Here is a 13,508-nt window from a genome sequence, read left to right as displayed (position 1 = left end):
ATCTGTGGATGATGAGCGACGACGTCAAGCACGACCGAGGGGATGACCATGCGTGTTCTCGTGACAGGTGCCGCCGGGATCGTCGGCACCATGCTCCGACCCCGCCTCGCGCGGCCGGGCCGGGTGCTGCGCCTGCTCGACCTCGTTTCGATCGACCCCGGGCCGGGGGAGGAGGCCGTCACGGCCGACCTGACCGACGAGGCCGCCGTCCGGGCGGCGATGGAGGACGTGCAGGCGGTGGTCCACCTGGGCGGGCTCAGCCGCGAGCGCCCGTGGGCGGACACCCTCCACGTGAACGTCCACGGCACCTACGTGCTGCTTGAGGCGGCCCGCCGGGCAGGGGTCCGGCAGGTCGTGCTGGCCGGCAGCCACCACGCGGTCGGTTTCCACCCCCGCACGCCGGACGCGGCGCGGCCGTCGGACGCCGAGGCCGAGGACAGTGCGCCGGACTACCTGTTTCCCAGGCCCGACACCTTCTACGGCGTCAGCAAGGTCGCCGCCGAGGCGCTCGGCAGTCTCTACCACGACCGGTTCGGCATGAACGTCGTGGTGATGCGGCTGGGCTCCTGCGCCGCGCGCCCGGTCGACACCCGCGCGCTGTCGACCTGGCTCTCGCCCGGCGACGGCGCCCGGCTGGTGGAGGCGTCCCTCGTCGCAGGCGGTTTCCACGTGGTGTGGGGCGTCTCGGCCAACACCCGCCGCTGGTGGTCGCTGGAGGAGGGCCGGGCCATCGGCTACCACCCCGAGGACGACGCCGAGTCGTATGCATCCTCTCTCATCGCCGATCACGGCGAACCCGATCCCGCCGACCCCGTCCACGCCCTTGTCGGCGGCGTCTTCTGCACCCGCGAACTCGGTGGCGTCTGGTGATCCGGCGAACGGCGCGCGGCCGGGGGCCTGGCACGGTCGCCGGACTTATCCGGATGTCCGTTGAGGGCAGGTGCCACACGGGTCTGTGCGACCCCGGTCGAACGGCGCGCATGCCGAATCGGACAAATATCTATTTTTCCGAATTTCTGGGACGCGACCGCCATTGCGGGATTCCCGGGCCCGGACTTCGGCTGTGCGGGAAAGGGGAGTTTCGGCTGGATGGACAAGAAACTGACTGTTCGATTGTCTAGGCCCGATTATCTGGTGTAAACAACCATAAATATCTTTAAGCAGTCATATTTTGGTTGTTCTCAGACGGTGGAAGGAAGGTCGATGGGCACCGAGGGATGGGCGGTCAGTGTCCCCCGGGGGTACCGCGTCGGTGACTGGCAGGTCGGCAGGCCCATCGCCACGGGGAGCTGGGCGAGCGTTTACGAGGGACGGCGAGAGGGGGAGGACACGGCTCGCTCGGCGTTGAAGTTCCTGGCCACCGGTACCGTCACACGACGGCAGCTGCGGCACCTCCAGGACATGGCGCAGCGGGAGATACGCCTGCACCGCAGCCTCCAGCACCCTCGCCTGATCCGGCTGCGGGAGACGCTCGTCGTCGACGACGCCGAGAATCCCGAGCTCGACGGCGCGTGCGTCCTGGTGATGGATCAGGCGGAACGGTCGCTGGCCGACCTGATCCGAAAAGGGACCCCGGTTCCCGGCGCGCAGAGACTGATCGCCGAGATCTGCGAGGGACTGGCGCACATGCACGCCGCGGGGTGGGTGCACGGGGACCTCAAGCCGAACAACGTGCTCATGATGGCCGACGGTTCGGTGCGGCTCGCGGACTTCGGCCTGACCACCGAGATCGACGGCACCCACGGATACCTTCCCCCGGCGGGGTCGGCGGACCACGTGCCCCCGGAGCGCTGGGGTGAGCCGTTGAGCGAACGGGGCTACGCGGTATGGACCTCGGCCGACATCTGGGCGCTGGGCGTGACGGCCTGCCAGCTGCTCACCGGCCACCTTCCTTTCGACGCCCCGACCGCTCGCGCGCGCTACGTGGCCGCCACCGAGTACGCGGAGGGCGAGCGGCCTCTGACGCTCCCGGCCTCACTGCCCGAGGCCTGGCGTTCCTGGGTGAGCGACTGCCTGGCGCCGAACCCGAGGTCCCGGCCCGGCGCGGGCCGTCAGCTCTACCGGGCGCGGATGCTGGCCGGGGAGGTCGAGGCTCCGCCCCGGCGAACGCACTGGCGGACGGCGGGGGCGACGCTCATGGCCTTTCTGGTGCTGGGCGCCGTCTCGGGGGCCGGGACGGTCGCGCCGTCCCTGGCCGATCCGTTCGGCCGATGGCTGCGCACCGGCTCCGACATCCCCCCGGAGTACCGCGCGTTGATCGTCGAAGCCGGGACGAGGTGCGACGAGCCGGGCCTGAGCCCGGCGCTGATCGCCGGGATGCTGAAGACGGAGAGCGACTTCGACCCGAACCTGTCCGACGTCGCCAAGGACGAGTACGGCATCGCGCGCTGGACCCCGTCGGTGCTGAGGTACTACCTGCCTCCCGAACATCAGGACGTCGTCCCCACCCCGCCGCTGTCGCCCGAGGTCAGCATCCCCGCGGTCGGCCGCTACCTGTGCGTACGGTTGCCGCTGCTGGCCGGGGTGCCCGGGGACCCCGGGCTGCTGGGGGCCGCGGCCTTCCGCTCCTCCGACGACGTGATCCGCGAGGCGATGGGCGTCCCCGCGCGCTTTCGGGCCTACGTCGAGCGGGTGCGGACGCACCGGGCCGCCTACGAGCCGTGATCACGGGGCCAGCAGCTTCAGGTGTTCCTCTCTCACGAGATCGAAGCGCAGCGCGATGGAGACCAGTGCGGCGCGTTGCCAGTCCGCCTTGCGCGCGCCGGACAGCGGTTTGACGCGGAGTTTCGTGCGCGCCAGGTAGTCGATGTGGAAGTTGACCGCGGCCCGGGTCAGCTCCGCGCCGCCCGGAACTCCGCGCAGCCGTTCCAGCACCTCCGGCACCGTCGGGATGACCGAGGACGAGCAGTCGCGCAGGCGTGGTTCGCAGAGCGCGACCAGCACGAGGAAGTACTTCGCCGACTCGTCCACGGGAAACCCCGAGATCGTCGGCTCGCCGGCCGCCGCGGCCTCGGGCGCGTCGAAGTCGACGAAGCTGTGCTGTGAGGCGAAGACCAGGAAGGAGCAGGGGCCGGTCGCGACGGGGAGCACCACGCGGGCGAACTCGAACGGTATGGGCGCCGCCACCCGCCCCGGGGCCACCTTGAGGAACTCTCCGCCGCCCTCGGGGTTCTCCACGGCCAGGGTCGCGTCGCGGCTGAGGTTGGTGAGCAGCCAGTAGTCCTCCACGGCCCGGATGACCCCGGCCCGCCTGGAGACTCCCGGATGGTCCAGCGGGAAGTCGACGGGAGCGTTCTCCGCCCCACGCCCGAAAGTGACCTCGCGGCCTGGAGAAAGCTCGACGACGGCCGGTCCCGCGCCTGGCGTCTCGGCTTGAAGGAGGATCGTCCGCATTACCGCGCCTCCCCCCACCCTGGAACCTTCTAGGTTCCCAGAACCTCAGCTTATGCCGAACGATGTCATTGTCTGTGACGATTTTTGGTGGCTTAAGTGTATTAGAGCGTGAATGGATGCCGCTCGCCATGAGCCGGGAAGAACGGCACGGACAAAGAGTGGTGGCCGGCGCCACCACCGCCACGGGCCGGGAGGGCGGGGGAGTCCTCCCGGGCCGAACCGGCGGCTGGTCCACGTGGGCGACCAGCCGCCGTCGGAGGCGGTGCGACTCGTCCCGCCCGCCCGGCGGGACGAGGAGCCCCGGACCCAGGACCCCGTACCCCGGACCCGCGAGCTGGCGGGCCCGGGGTCCGGCCCCGGTCGGCGACGAGAGCGCGCACGGAGGCCCGGACGGCTGGACGCCGTCCGGGCCTCCGTTTTTTGTGAGGTGCGCGGGAGCCTTCGTGAGATGCGCCGGAAGGGGTGCCGCTGTATGCTCACATTGTTCTATGTAGCAGCTTGTTATTTCATGTAATAGAACAATGGAGGGTCGATGGAGGTACGGCACGCCACGGCGCCCGACCAGATTCCCGGCGCGACGACCGAATGGCTGCGAGGCCGGTTCCTGGCCGAGCAGCTCTTCGTGTCCGGGGAGGTCCGCCTGCTCTACTCCCACGAGGATCGCATCGTGGTCGGCGGCGCGCTGCCCGAGAACGGGCCGCTGACACTGCACTGTCCCGATCCGCTCAGGTCCGCGTACTTCCTTGAGCGGCGCGAGCTCGGCATGGTCAATGTGGGCGGGGCGGGCGTGGTCACCGTGGACGGCACGCCGTACCGGCTGGAGCACAGGGAGTGCCTGTACGTCGGCCGCGGGGCCCGCGAGGTCGTCTTCGAGGACGGCGCGTTCTACCTGGTCTCCACTCCCGCGCACGCCGATCGTCCGACGGCCAAGGCCGGGCTGGAGGACGCCGAGCCCGTGCGGCTGGGCGGCCAGGAGGGGTCCAACGACCGCACGATCTACAAATACATCCACGCCAAGGGCATCCAGAGCTGCCAACTCGTGCTCGGCGTGACCGTGCTGGAGCCCGGCAGCATGTGGAACACCATGCCCTGCCACACGCACGAGCGCAGGACCGAGGTCTACCTCTACTTCGACCTGCCGGCGGAGCACCGGGTGATCCACCTGATGGGACGGCCCGACGAGACCCGGAACCTGGTGGTCGCCGATCGTCAGGCGGTGGTCTCGCCCCCCTGGTCGGTGCACTGCGGCTTCGGCACGTCGAACTACTCCTTCGTCTGGGCCATGGGCGGGGAGAACCAGGCCTTCGAGGACATGGAGCAGGTCGCGATCGGTGAGATGCGCTGATGTTCTCCCTTGAGGGCAGGACCGCGCTCGTCACCGGCGCGCGGACCGGGATCGGGCGGGCTCTCGCGGTGGGCCTGGCGGCGGCGGGGGCCGATCTGGTCCTGCACGGACGCGACGACGACCTGGACGAGGTCGAGGCCGAGGTGCGAAAGGCCGGCCGGCGGGTCTCCCGGTGGATCCTCGACCTGTCGGACCCCGGGCGCATCCCCGAGGCGGCGGAGCGCCTGGGCCGGATCGACGTGCTGGTCAACAACGCCGGGATCATAGGCAGGGCCCCGGCGGCCGAGCATCCCTACGCCGCCTTCCGAGAAGTGCTCGACGTCAACCTCGACGCGGTCTTCCTGCTCAGCCAGGTCATCGGGGCGCGGATGCTGGCCCAGGGCTCGGGGAAGATCATCATGATCGCCTCCATGCTGTCCTTCCAGGGAGGCGTCAACGTTGCCGGCTACACCGCGGCCAAGCACGCCGTCGCGGGACTCACCCGGGCGCTGGCCTGCGAGTGGGCGGCCTCCGGGGTCCAGGTCAACGCGATCGCCCCCGGCTACATCAGGACCGGCAACACCGAGCGGCTGCGAGCCGATCCGGAGCGGGAACCCAAGATAAGGGCCCGCATCCCCGCGGGCCGCTGGGGGGAGCCGGAGGATCTCGTGGGCGCCGCCGTCTTCCTGGCGTCCAGCGCCTCCGACTACGTCAACGGTCATCTGCTGGCGGTTGACGGAGGCTGGCTGGCGCGCTGACCAGTAGGCTCACGATCGTGGTCAGGGAAGGCAGTTCCATCGACAAGGCGCTGGCGGTGCTGGAGGCGATCGCCGAGCACCACCGCGTGACGGACATCGCCGCGGCGACGGGGGTGTCCAAGTCGACCGTCCACCGCATCCTCCAGTCGCTCGTCGAGTGGGGGTTCGCACGGACCGACGGGAGCGGGGGCTACGAGCCGGGCCCCCGGATCCTCACGCTGGCGGGCCGTGTCATGAACCGGTTCGACCCGGCACGCCAGGCCTCCCAGGCGCTGCGCGCCCTGCACGACCGGATCGGCTACACCACGCACTTCGCGGTCCGCAGCGGCGACGAGGCGGTCTACGTCGACAAGCTTGAGGGGCGCCGGCCGTACCAGATGCCCTCGCGCGTCGGGATGAGCCTGCGCCTGCACAGCACCGCGATCGGCAAGGCGGTCCTCGCCGAGCTCGGGGCCGAGGAGATCCGCTCCATCGTCGCCCGCACGGGCCTGCCCTCCGCGGCCCCCAACACGCTGACGACCGTGGAGGACCTGCTGGCCCACCTGGTGGACGTGCGCGCCCGAGGCTACGCGCTGGACGACGAGGAGAACCTCCCCGGCATCCTCTGCGTCGCGGCCCCGGTCTTCGACCACACCGGTCAGGTGCTCGGCGGCATCTCCATCTCCGGTCTCGCGATGGACATGAGCATGGAGGACCTCGAGCGGTTCGCGCCCGAGGTCGTCGCCGCCGCCCGCGAGGTCTCCCTCGCGCTCGGCGCCCCCGACCCCGTCCTCAACCGCTAACGAGGATGGATTCCCGGCCTCGTCCGCGACCGCTGATGCGGGAAAATTCCCAGCCTCGTCCGAAACCGTCGGTGCGGGGCAGGATGTGGCTCCTCGTTGGTTCGACAGGGTGGCCGGATCTCTCGCCGGTTCAGCGGGCCTTCGCCAGGAGCCCTCGGACTTCACCAAACGAAAGGACGCGCGGAGCCGCTTGTTGTAGCCCGCTCGCTGCGGCAGGCAGGGGAGCATGCCGGTCAGATGCTTGTTCGCGTAGCGCAGCCGGCGAGCCTCGGAGTAGTAGCCGAGCAGGGACCAAGCCACGGCCAGACAGACCAGTTCGAAGCCACTGAGCTGCTGCAACGTACCGGCCTGCCGGCCCCCACTTCGAGCTGCGCGACAGCGTCGAACCCGCCGTCGCCGAGCTGCTCCCGACGGCGTGAAGACTCAACCCTTTATGTCTCAGCACCAAAAATCTGTAGTGGCTGAAGTAGACATCTGTGGTGGGTGGGGGTAGAGTTTCTGACATCGCAAGGAACGGATCCACGAGGGCAGAGCAGGACGTAGGCATCACGACGAACTGCCCGGACGAGCGTGGATAGCCGGATGACAAAGACGACGCAGTGAAAGTGAAGAGGGCAGAAGGTCGGACGTGCCAGGACCGAGCGATTGAAGGGTCCCGGCCGTGGACGCGCTGCCACAGCAACAACAGTGAACGAGTAACGAGTACCAACGTCGGACGTGCCAGGACCGTTAGTAGGTGAAGGGTTCCGGCCGTGGACGGCGCAGCTGTTGTAAGTAGTGATGCATGAGGTTGAAGAAGTAGCGCCGGCACAGAGTGAAAGGAGTGTTGAACGCCATCAGGATCGCCCGTTGTCGGCTGATGTTCGCCGCACGGGTACCGCAGTCCCATGGATCGGAAGGTGGTCTACGGTCACGCATACGCGATCCCCGCATCCCCGCTCCCATCGGGCGGCCAATGCGGAACAGACAGATCGGCCCTGAGGGCCGGTAGATGGTGTTGAACCTCGTGGGCCCCGGCGCATCATGGCGCCGGGGCCCTGTCGGCATTTAGGGAAGATCGCCAGGAAGGTTGCATGGACCAAGCACCAATGGCGTCGGCCGTCCGCGCGCAGCCCAGGCTCCGCGACCGCCACCCGTCCGGCAACGCGAGCCGCCGCTCGGCCTGAGGGCCGGTGCCCTCACCTCGCGCTCGCCCGCACCGCCGCCGACAGCGCTGCGACCTCGCCTCGACCTCATTGCGGCCTGGTCACCGCACACAGTCCAAGGGTGCTCTGCCTCGTAGCGGCAGGGCGGCCAGGCCTGGCGCGGACGCCATGTCTCACGTTCTGAAAGCGATTCAGGTCAGCAGCGGTCGGCCACGCAGAGCGGCAGCCCTCCGGGCGGGGGCGGCTGAGGGTCGTTCTGCATGGGGTTGGTCGTGCCGGGCGCAGCTCCAGCCGAGCCCGGACCGGACGCGTCGTTGTTGAACCACGCCTTGACGCCTCCCCGGTCATCGTGGACCAGATAATCGGCTCGGCGGTCACCGTTGATCTCGGCCAGGCCGACGTGGATGCGCAGGGCGCCGACCATCGAATGGACAGAGGTCACGTGGAACCCCACGACGAGCAGCACCGGGCAGTGCCCAGGGCAGACGACGGCGGCCGCCCCGGCCTCGCGAGCGGCTGGGGCGCCTGAGCTGGTGTACAGAGCCCATCCCCGCGTGAGCAGGCGTTCTCTGTCAGGGCGACACTCGGCACCGGACCGAGCCGTCCTCGACCGGGGCCGGCACGCGACTCCTCGGCTTCACCACCGCTACAAAAACCTCAGCAACGAGGGAGAAGCCTCACCGATCCCGAGATCCCCTCAACTGTCAGGCCAACGCGCTCTACACGAAAAAACGCCCTGGCCCTGGGGCTGGGCGACCTGGGGAGGCACTCGGAAACCCAGAGCTTATTTCTTACATGGTCAGCACGATTTTGCCCTTGACCCGACCGGTCTCGCTGAGCTCATGGGCCTTGGCCACTTCCCCCATGGGCAGTACCTCCTCGACCACCACCCGCAGACCGCCGCGTTCCACCAGCGCGGCGATGCTCTCCAGATCGGCTCCCGACGGGGTGAAGCCGAACTCGACGAACCGCAGGCCACGCGCCTCGGCCAGCTCCCGTACGGCGTGGCGGTCGGAGCCGGTGCCGCGCACGTCGATGAGCGTCCCGCCCGGCGCGAGCGTGTCCAGCGAACGAGGTCCGTAGTCTCCGGAGATTGGGTCCAGCACGACGTCGATGTCCCGTACGGCCTCGGCGAAGTCGATCTGCGTGTAGTCAATGATCTCGTCGGCGCCCAGATCGCGCAGGAACGCGTGCTTGCCCGCGCGGGCCGTACCGATCACGTACGCACCGCGCGCCTTGGCGATCTGCACGGCGAGGTGGCCGATCCCGCCGGCCGCCGCGTGAACCAGCACGCGCTGTCCCGTGGTCACGGAGGCGACGTGGACGAGCGACTGCCAGGCGGCGAGCCCAGCGGTCGGCAACGCCGCGGCGTGCACGTGGTCGAGACCCGATGGCACGGCGGCGAGCCGCTCCTCCGGTATGACCGCGTACTCGGCGTGGGAGCCCCGGGGCGGGAACGCGGTCCCGAACACCGCGTCGCCGGGCCGGAATCGCGTCGCCCCCTCTCCGACCGTCTCCACCACCCCGGACAGGTCCAGGCCCAGCGTGAACGGCGATTCGCCGAACCTCCGCAAGAGCCCGGAACGAGTCTTCCAGTCGGCGGGATTCACCCCGGCCGCCCGGACCCGTACCAGTATCTCGCCCGGCCCTGGCTCCGCCCGTTCGGTCTCGATGACCTCAAGCACCTCCGGGCCTCCAAAGGTCCGTTGGCTCACGGCGCGCATGTAGCTGGTCATTGCATGCTCCTTTCACGAGATGACGACTGTCTGATCGTGATGTCCATGCTGATAGGGGCAGGTACCTCTTGTGAAGAAGGCACCTTTTTGATATCTAGGTACCTCATGGGTACTACCTCGGGGCGAGCCCCCGATCACTGGACCGCCAACTACCGCCGCGACTGCCCGTCGCGCACCGTCATCGAGGTGCTCGCCAACAAGTGGACGCTGTATGTTCTGGCGGCACTACGGCGTCAGAAGGGGCCGATGCGCTTCAACGAGCTCCGCCGGCTCCTCGACGGCATCACGCAGAAGATGCTGACCCAGACGCTGCGCGCGCTGGAACGAGACGGCCTGATCCGCCGTACGGTCTATCCCACCGTCCCGCCCCGCGTGGAGTACGCGCTGACCGACCTGGGCGTCGAGGCCGGACGGCTGACCACCGCGATCACCGAGTGGTCGGTGACCCACGTCCCGGAGATCCTCGCCACCCGCGAGGCGTTCGACGCCCGGGCCACCGCCGAACCCGAGCCTCTTCCGGCGATGCCGGTCGCGTCCTGACCCCTTGCCGGATCGTGGTCACCGTTCGGTATCAGCGGTTCCGCCGCCCGGGCCGCCGCCGGTCGTCCCGACCAGCAGCACCCGCGGGGCGCTTTGGCGATGGCATCCGGTGCGGGGCTGACCAAGGCGGTAAAGTCACCGCGAAAGCTACGACGCGAAAGCCACACCGCTCAACCGGGCGGTGTGACACCACCACCCGCTTGCGGCTCGGTCGCATCGTGCGCGAGTCCGCCCATGAGATTGCTTCAGCTCGAGCCGCTTCCCCACCCGCACGCCAGCTCAGTGCAAGCGTGCAGGCAACTGCTCTCGCGTGCATTCGTGCACAGAGTCACCTTCGTCGAAGATGGCAGAAACCGTTACGACGACGTCGAAATCCGTACCAATCCTCCCCAAAGGCATGGCGGTCTCACGACGGTATGCGGCAGGGGTCGCGTGCTGAATGCCTCTTCCCTTCGTGCGGGCCCGAGGCGTACTGCCTGAGGGACATCAGCTCGCGGCTCTGGTCGACCAGGGCGTCCTCATCACCCGTGTTGCCGGTACGTACCCTTTGGACGAGGTCGCCAAGGCCCATGTTCATTTCGCCGAGGGCGGAGTACGCGGCCGCCTCGTGTTCGTGCCCTGATGAGGTTTCAGACGTTCCCGACTCTACGACCGACACATGCAGGCCGCCCCACTCGACGGTGCTTCGGCGAGCAGGTGCCGGCAGTGGAACCGGCCGCTCGCGCGGCGTTGCGGGCTGGGCTGTTGTCATGCGGGCACGCGCCCTGAACCCTCACACCCGATGAGCGGCGAGGAACTGCAAGCCCCCGGCCTCAGCCGTGGGGTCATGACCGCAGCAGGTTCTCGATCTCCTGGGGCGTCGCCTGCCGTCCGGTGCCTCCCCGGCCCGAGAGGCTGATGGCCGAGGCGGCCATGCCCGCCCGGATGGCGTCGGCCGGTGACGAGCCCCGTGACAGGAAGGCGCAGGCCGTCCCCGCCAGGACGTCCCCCGCGCCCGTCTGATCGACGATGAGCTCCGCGCGGAAGGCGGGGATCGGCACCGGTTCGCCCCCGCCCTCCGCCAGCAGCACGCCGTTCTCCCCGAGGGTGACGGCGACGGCCGAGGCTCCCAGGCGCAGGCAGGCTCGGGCGACCTCGTAGGGGTCGGTGAGACCGAGGAGGGGACCGCTGTCGCCCGGACAGGAGATCTTGACGAGGGCGGAGTGCGGGGCGACGTCGCGCAGCACGGAGGCGGCGTCCTCCGCGGTGGTGAGGCGGGAGCGGAAGTTGGGGTCGTAGACGATCCGCCCGGAGGCGGCCGCGGCCGCGTGCCGTACGGCCTGCGCGCAGGAGTCGGAGATCGCGGCGGCGATGCCGCTGAGCAGGACCACGCGGGCGGTGGCCACGGGAGAACGGTCCACGTCCTGGGGTCCCATGCGGGAGGCGGCGCTGCCGTGCCGGAGGTAGACGAAGGCGCGCTCACCCGACGGGTCCGCGCCGATCACGTAGGCTCCCGTCGAGCCCTCGCCCCTGGTCATCCACCGGGAGTCCACGCCGTGCCCGTCGGCGAAGTGGATCAGGCGCTCGCCGAACTCGTCGGTCCCCACCCGGGTCACCAGCGCCACGCGCGCCCCCTGCGCGGCGGCGGCCACCGAGGCGTTGAGCGCGTCGCCGGAGAAGGACAGGTGGAACGTCCGGGCCTCGGTCAGGGCGTGGTCCGCGGAGAACTCCACAAGCGGCTCGCCCAGTACGACCACGTCCATGACGACTCCTTGTTTCATGTAATGGAATGTGGTCTTATGTTATGCAACATTATGGGCCTGGAGGATTCAGTATGCCGAACATCACCGTGGAACTTCTGTCCGGCCGGACGCCCGACCAGCGCCGCGAGTTCGTCGCCGCGCTGACCGACGCCGCCGTGGACATCCTGAAGGCCCGTCGCGAGTCGGTGCGCATCGTCTTCTGGGAGATCGAGAAGTCCGACGTGGCCAACGGCGGCATCCTGGAATCCGATAAATAGGCACGAGGGAAGGGGCCGGGTGAACCCCGGCCCCTTCCCTTTCTCGACTTCCCGTATGTAGGCCTCCTCGGTATTCGCAAGGCCCGGCATGATGAGCGGCGCGGTGAACATCGGGATGAACAGCGTCAGCAGCCAGATCAGCTACAGCGCGCTCGACAGCAGGGCCGAGCGCTTCGCCGCAGAGCCCGAGGGAGAGGCCATTTGACGCGCTCCCCGGTCTGAAGACCGGGGATCCAGCCCGTGCCGCGTAATCACGCGGCACCTCTGCGGCTTCCTGCTTCCTCGACCTGAGCCACCGCGGGCAGTGGTCTTACCCGGTCTCCACAGGCGTTTAATGTCTCCGCCTCCCGCCGCGTCCCAGCGGCGGGTTTCCGTCCAGCGGCGACAATCCGAGCGCCCTCGGTCTTGATGTTGATAGCGGCGTTGACGTCCCGGTCATGGATGGCGCCGCACGAGCAGGTCCACTCACGGACCTGCAACGGCATCGACGCGGCGATGATCCCGCACGCCGAGCACAGCCTCGATGACGGAAACCACCGCCCGATTTTCGCGAAGGTCCGCCCGTGCCGGACGGCTTTGTACTCCAGCATGGTCACGAACCGCGACCATGCGGCGTCATGCACCGACCTCGCCATCTTCGTACGCCCCAGAGCGGACACGGCAAGGTCTTCCACGTACACCGCTTGGTTCTCGCGGATGATCGTGGTGGAGAGCTGGTGCGCCCAGTCGTTGCGCATGTCGCTCACGCGGGCGTGCGCCCTGGCGACCTTGAGGGTGGCCTTCTTACGGTTCGCCGAACCCGGCAGGGCACGAGACAGTGCTTTCTGCGCCTTACGGAGCTTTTTCGCCGCCCGCCGCAAAAACCGCGGGTTCGCGACCTTCCGGCCGTCGGACAGGACCGCGAAATGCGTGAGCCCCAAATCGATGCCCACCGCGTTCGGTGAGGTCGGTAACGGCTCGTCGGTGGTTTCGACGACGAACGAGGCGAAGTATCGGCCCACTGCGTCTTTGACGACGGTGACCGACGACGGGTCCGAGGGCAGAGAACGTGACCAGCGGACGTCCACGTCTCCGATCTTCGGCAGGCGCAGCTTCCCGGCTGTGGTTACGGCGAATCGGGCGTTTTTCGTGAAACGGACTGCCTGCCGGGTGTCTTTACGGGACTTGAACCGGGGCGGGGCGACCTTCGGGCCCTTGCGTTTCCCGGACAGGGAGGAGAAAAAGTTGCGGTAGGCGGTGTTCAGGTCGGCGAGCGCCTGCTGCAACACCACGGCTGATACCTCACCCAGCCAGGAGCGTTGCGGGGTCAGCTTCGCCTGGGTGATGACCCGTTTGGACAAGTCTCCGTCGGAGAGGTATGGCAGGCCTTGTTCGTGGGCGTCGATCCGTGCGCGCAGCCCGTCATTGAACACGGTGCGCGCGCACCCGAACGCGCGGGCCAGTGCTTGGCGCTGGGACGCGTTCGGGTACATACGGTAGTTGTAACGAAGCTGCACGTGATGACCGTATCCGATTGCCAGTTCGAAAATATGCAAACCAAGAAACGATCACGCCCTGCCGGGCGTTCCCGCGCGGGCTTTCACCTCCAGCCTGACGGCCAGAGTGCCGGCCCGCATTCTGGTAGCGCTGGGCCAGGTTTCACATGCCGCAGTGGCGCTCGAAGGTCTTGATGAACGGCGGGGCGAGGAAGAGTGTCGTGTGCGGCCCGGTGAACAGGTCGCCATGTCCCTTGGGCGGCTTGTCCCGCGCCCTGCTGGTGGGAGGTTCTATTACATGAAACGGAATGTCAATACATGGGACGGAATACGCTTTCCGTCATAGCGGACGGACC

Annotated in this window: 13 protein-coding genes; 8 read left to right on the top strand and 5 right to left on the bottom strand. The window is 68.5% G+C overall.

Annotation, left to right across the window (positions count from 1 at the left end):
• Positions 1-48: 48 nt before the first annotated feature.
• Both J2853_RS24460 and J2853_RS24455 read left to right on the top strand, forming a co-directional pair.
• Positions 49-870, top strand: a complete 822-nt coding sequence (locus J2853_RS24460) for an NAD-dependent epimerase/dehydratase family protein (RefSeq protein WP_307561735.1) — start codon at positions 49-51, stop codon at positions 868-870.
• 333 nt (positions 871-1,203) lie between these two features.
• Complete coding sequence (locus J2853_RS24455) at positions 1,204-2,664, top strand: serine/threonine-protein kinase (protein WP_307561733.1); 1,461 nt, start codon at positions 1,204-1,206, stop codon at positions 2,662-2,664.
• Here J2853_RS24455 and J2853_RS24450 read toward each other — a convergent pair whose 3' ends face one another.
• Complete coding sequence (locus tag J2853_RS24450; RefSeq protein ID WP_307561731.1) at positions 2,665-3,393, bottom strand: FHA domain-containing protein; 729 nt, start codon at positions 3,391-3,393, stop codon at positions 2,665-2,667.
• Between the two features lie 532 nt (positions 3,394-3,925).
• Between J2853_RS24450 and kduI the strand changes: the two genes are divergently transcribed.
• Genes kduI through J2853_RS24435 form a run of 3 tightly spaced genes read left to right on the top strand, consistent with a single transcriptional unit; the run spans position 3,926 to position 6,257 of the window.
• Positions 3,926-4,738, top strand: coding sequence for a 5-dehydro-4-deoxy-D-glucuronate isomerase (kduI, locus tag J2853_RS24445; protein ID WP_307561730.1), 813 nt, complete (start codon positions 3,926-3,928; stop codon positions 4,736-4,738).
• On the top strand, positions 4,738-5,475 hold the full coding sequence (locus tag J2853_RS24440; RefSeq protein WP_307561728.1) for an SDR family oxidoreductase: 738 nt from the start codon (positions 4,738-4,740) through the stop codon (positions 5,473-5,475). The genes kduI and J2853_RS24440 overlap by 1 nt, the downstream gene beginning before the upstream one ends.
• A gap of 17 nt (positions 5,476-5,492) precedes the next feature.
• Positions 5,493-6,257: an IclR family transcriptional regulator gene (locus tag J2853_RS24435; protein ID WP_307561726.1), complete on the top strand. Its 765-nt coding sequence runs from the start codon at positions 5,493-5,495 to the stop codon at positions 6,255-6,257.
• Positions 6,258-7,598: 1,341 nt separating this feature from the next.
• Here J2853_RS24435 and J2853_RS24430 read toward each other — a convergent pair.
• Positions 7,599-7,844: a hypothetical protein gene (locus tag J2853_RS24430; protein WP_307561724.1), complete on the bottom strand. Its 246-nt coding sequence runs from the start codon at positions 7,842-7,844 to the stop codon at positions 7,599-7,601.
• A gap of 349 nt (positions 7,845-8,193) precedes the next feature.
• Positions 8,194-9,138 carry an NADP-dependent oxidoreductase gene (locus tag J2853_RS24425; RefSeq protein ID WP_307561722.1) on the bottom strand — a complete coding sequence of 315 codons (945 nt, stop codon included), beginning with the start codon at positions 9,136-9,138 and terminating at the stop codon, positions 8,194-8,196.
• A 105-nt stretch (positions 9,139-9,243) separates the two neighbouring features.
• Here J2853_RS24425 and J2853_RS24420 point away from each other — a divergent pair, with 105 nt between their 5' ends.
• Together J2853_RS24420 and J2853_RS47950 are read left to right on the top strand one after the other, a co-directional pair.
• On the top strand, positions 9,244-9,678 hold the full coding sequence (locus J2853_RS24420; protein ID WP_307561720.1) for a winged helix-turn-helix transcriptional regulator: 435 nt from the start codon (positions 9,244-9,246) through the stop codon (positions 9,676-9,678).
• 439 nt (positions 9,679-10,117) lie between these two features.
• A complete protein-coding gene (locus J2853_RS47950) occupies positions 10,118-10,300 on the top strand; it encodes a zinc-binding dehydrogenase (RefSeq protein ID WP_370879327.1) in 183 nt (60 codons plus the stop codon).
• Positions 10,301-10,502: 202 nt separating this feature from the next.
• Here J2853_RS47950 and J2853_RS24415 read toward each other — a convergent pair whose 3' ends face one another.
• On the bottom strand, positions 10,503-11,420 hold the full coding sequence (locus J2853_RS24415; RefSeq protein WP_307561718.1) for a sugar kinase: 918 nt from the start codon (positions 11,418-11,420) through the stop codon (positions 10,503-10,505).
• A 71-nt stretch (positions 11,421-11,491) separates the two neighbouring features.
• On the opposite strand from J2853_RS24415, the gene J2853_RS24410 reads away from it, so the two are divergent.
• Positions 11,492-11,677, top strand: coding sequence for a tautomerase family protein (locus tag J2853_RS24410; protein WP_307561716.1), 186 nt, complete (start codon positions 11,492-11,494; stop codon positions 11,675-11,677).
• Between the two features lie 251 nt (positions 11,678-11,928).
• Here J2853_RS24410 and J2853_RS24405 read toward each other — a convergent pair whose 3' ends face one another.
• Complete coding sequence (locus J2853_RS24405; RefSeq protein WP_307561715.1) at positions 11,929-13,173, bottom strand: RNA-guided endonuclease InsQ/TnpB family protein; 1,245 nt, start codon at positions 13,171-13,173, stop codon at positions 11,929-11,931.
• Positions 13,174-13,508 lie beyond the last annotated feature (335 nt).

The organism is Streptosporangium lutulentum (assembly GCF_030811455.1).
Taxonomy (GTDB): Bacteria; Actinomycetota; Actinomycetes; order Streptosporangiales; family Streptosporangiaceae; genus Streptosporangium; species Streptosporangium lutulentum.
The sequence above is the reverse complement of the archived record's forward strand: the minus strand, read 5'-3'. Positions and strand labels throughout refer to the sequence as shown.

Excerpts from the sequence above, each read along its gene's own strand:
- J2853_RS24460 (WP_307561735.1), top strand. The coding sequence starts at position 49 with ATGCGTGTTCTCGTGACAGGTGCCGCCGGGATCGTCGGCACCATGCTC.
- J2853_RS24455 (WP_307561733.1), top strand. The coding sequence starts at position 1,204 with ATGGGCACCGAGGGATGGGCGGTCAGTGTCCCCCGGGGGTACCGCGTC.
- J2853_RS24450 (WP_307561731.1), bottom strand. The coding sequence starts at position 3,393 with ATGCGGACGATCCTCCTTCAAGCCGAGACGCCAGGCGCGGGACCGGCC.
- kduI (WP_307561730.1), top strand. The coding sequence starts at position 3,926 with ATGGAGGTACGGCACGCCACGGCGCCCGACCAGATTCCCGGCGCGACG.
- J2853_RS24440 (WP_307561728.1), top strand. The coding sequence starts at position 4,738 with ATGTTCTCCCTTGAGGGCAGGACCGCGCTCGTCACCGGCGCGCGGACC.
- J2853_RS24425 (WP_307561722.1), bottom strand. The coding sequence starts at position 9,138 with ATGACCAGCTACATGCGCGCCGTGAGCCAACGGACCTTTGGAGGCCCG.
- J2853_RS24420 (WP_307561720.1), top strand. The coding sequence starts at position 9,244 with ATGGGTACTACCTCGGGGCGAGCCCCCGATCACTGGACCGCCAACTAC.
- J2853_RS47950 (WP_370879327.1), top strand. The coding sequence starts at position 10,118 with ATGCCTCTTCCCTTCGTGCGGGCCCGAGGCGTACTGCCTGAGGGACAT.
- J2853_RS24415 (WP_307561718.1), bottom strand. The coding sequence starts at position 11,420 with ATGGACGTGGTCGTACTGGGCGAGCCGCTTGTGGAGTTCTCCGCGGAC.
- J2853_RS24410 (WP_307561716.1), top strand. The coding sequence starts at position 11,492 with ATGCCGAACATCACCGTGGAACTTCTGTCCGGCCGGACGCCCGACCAG.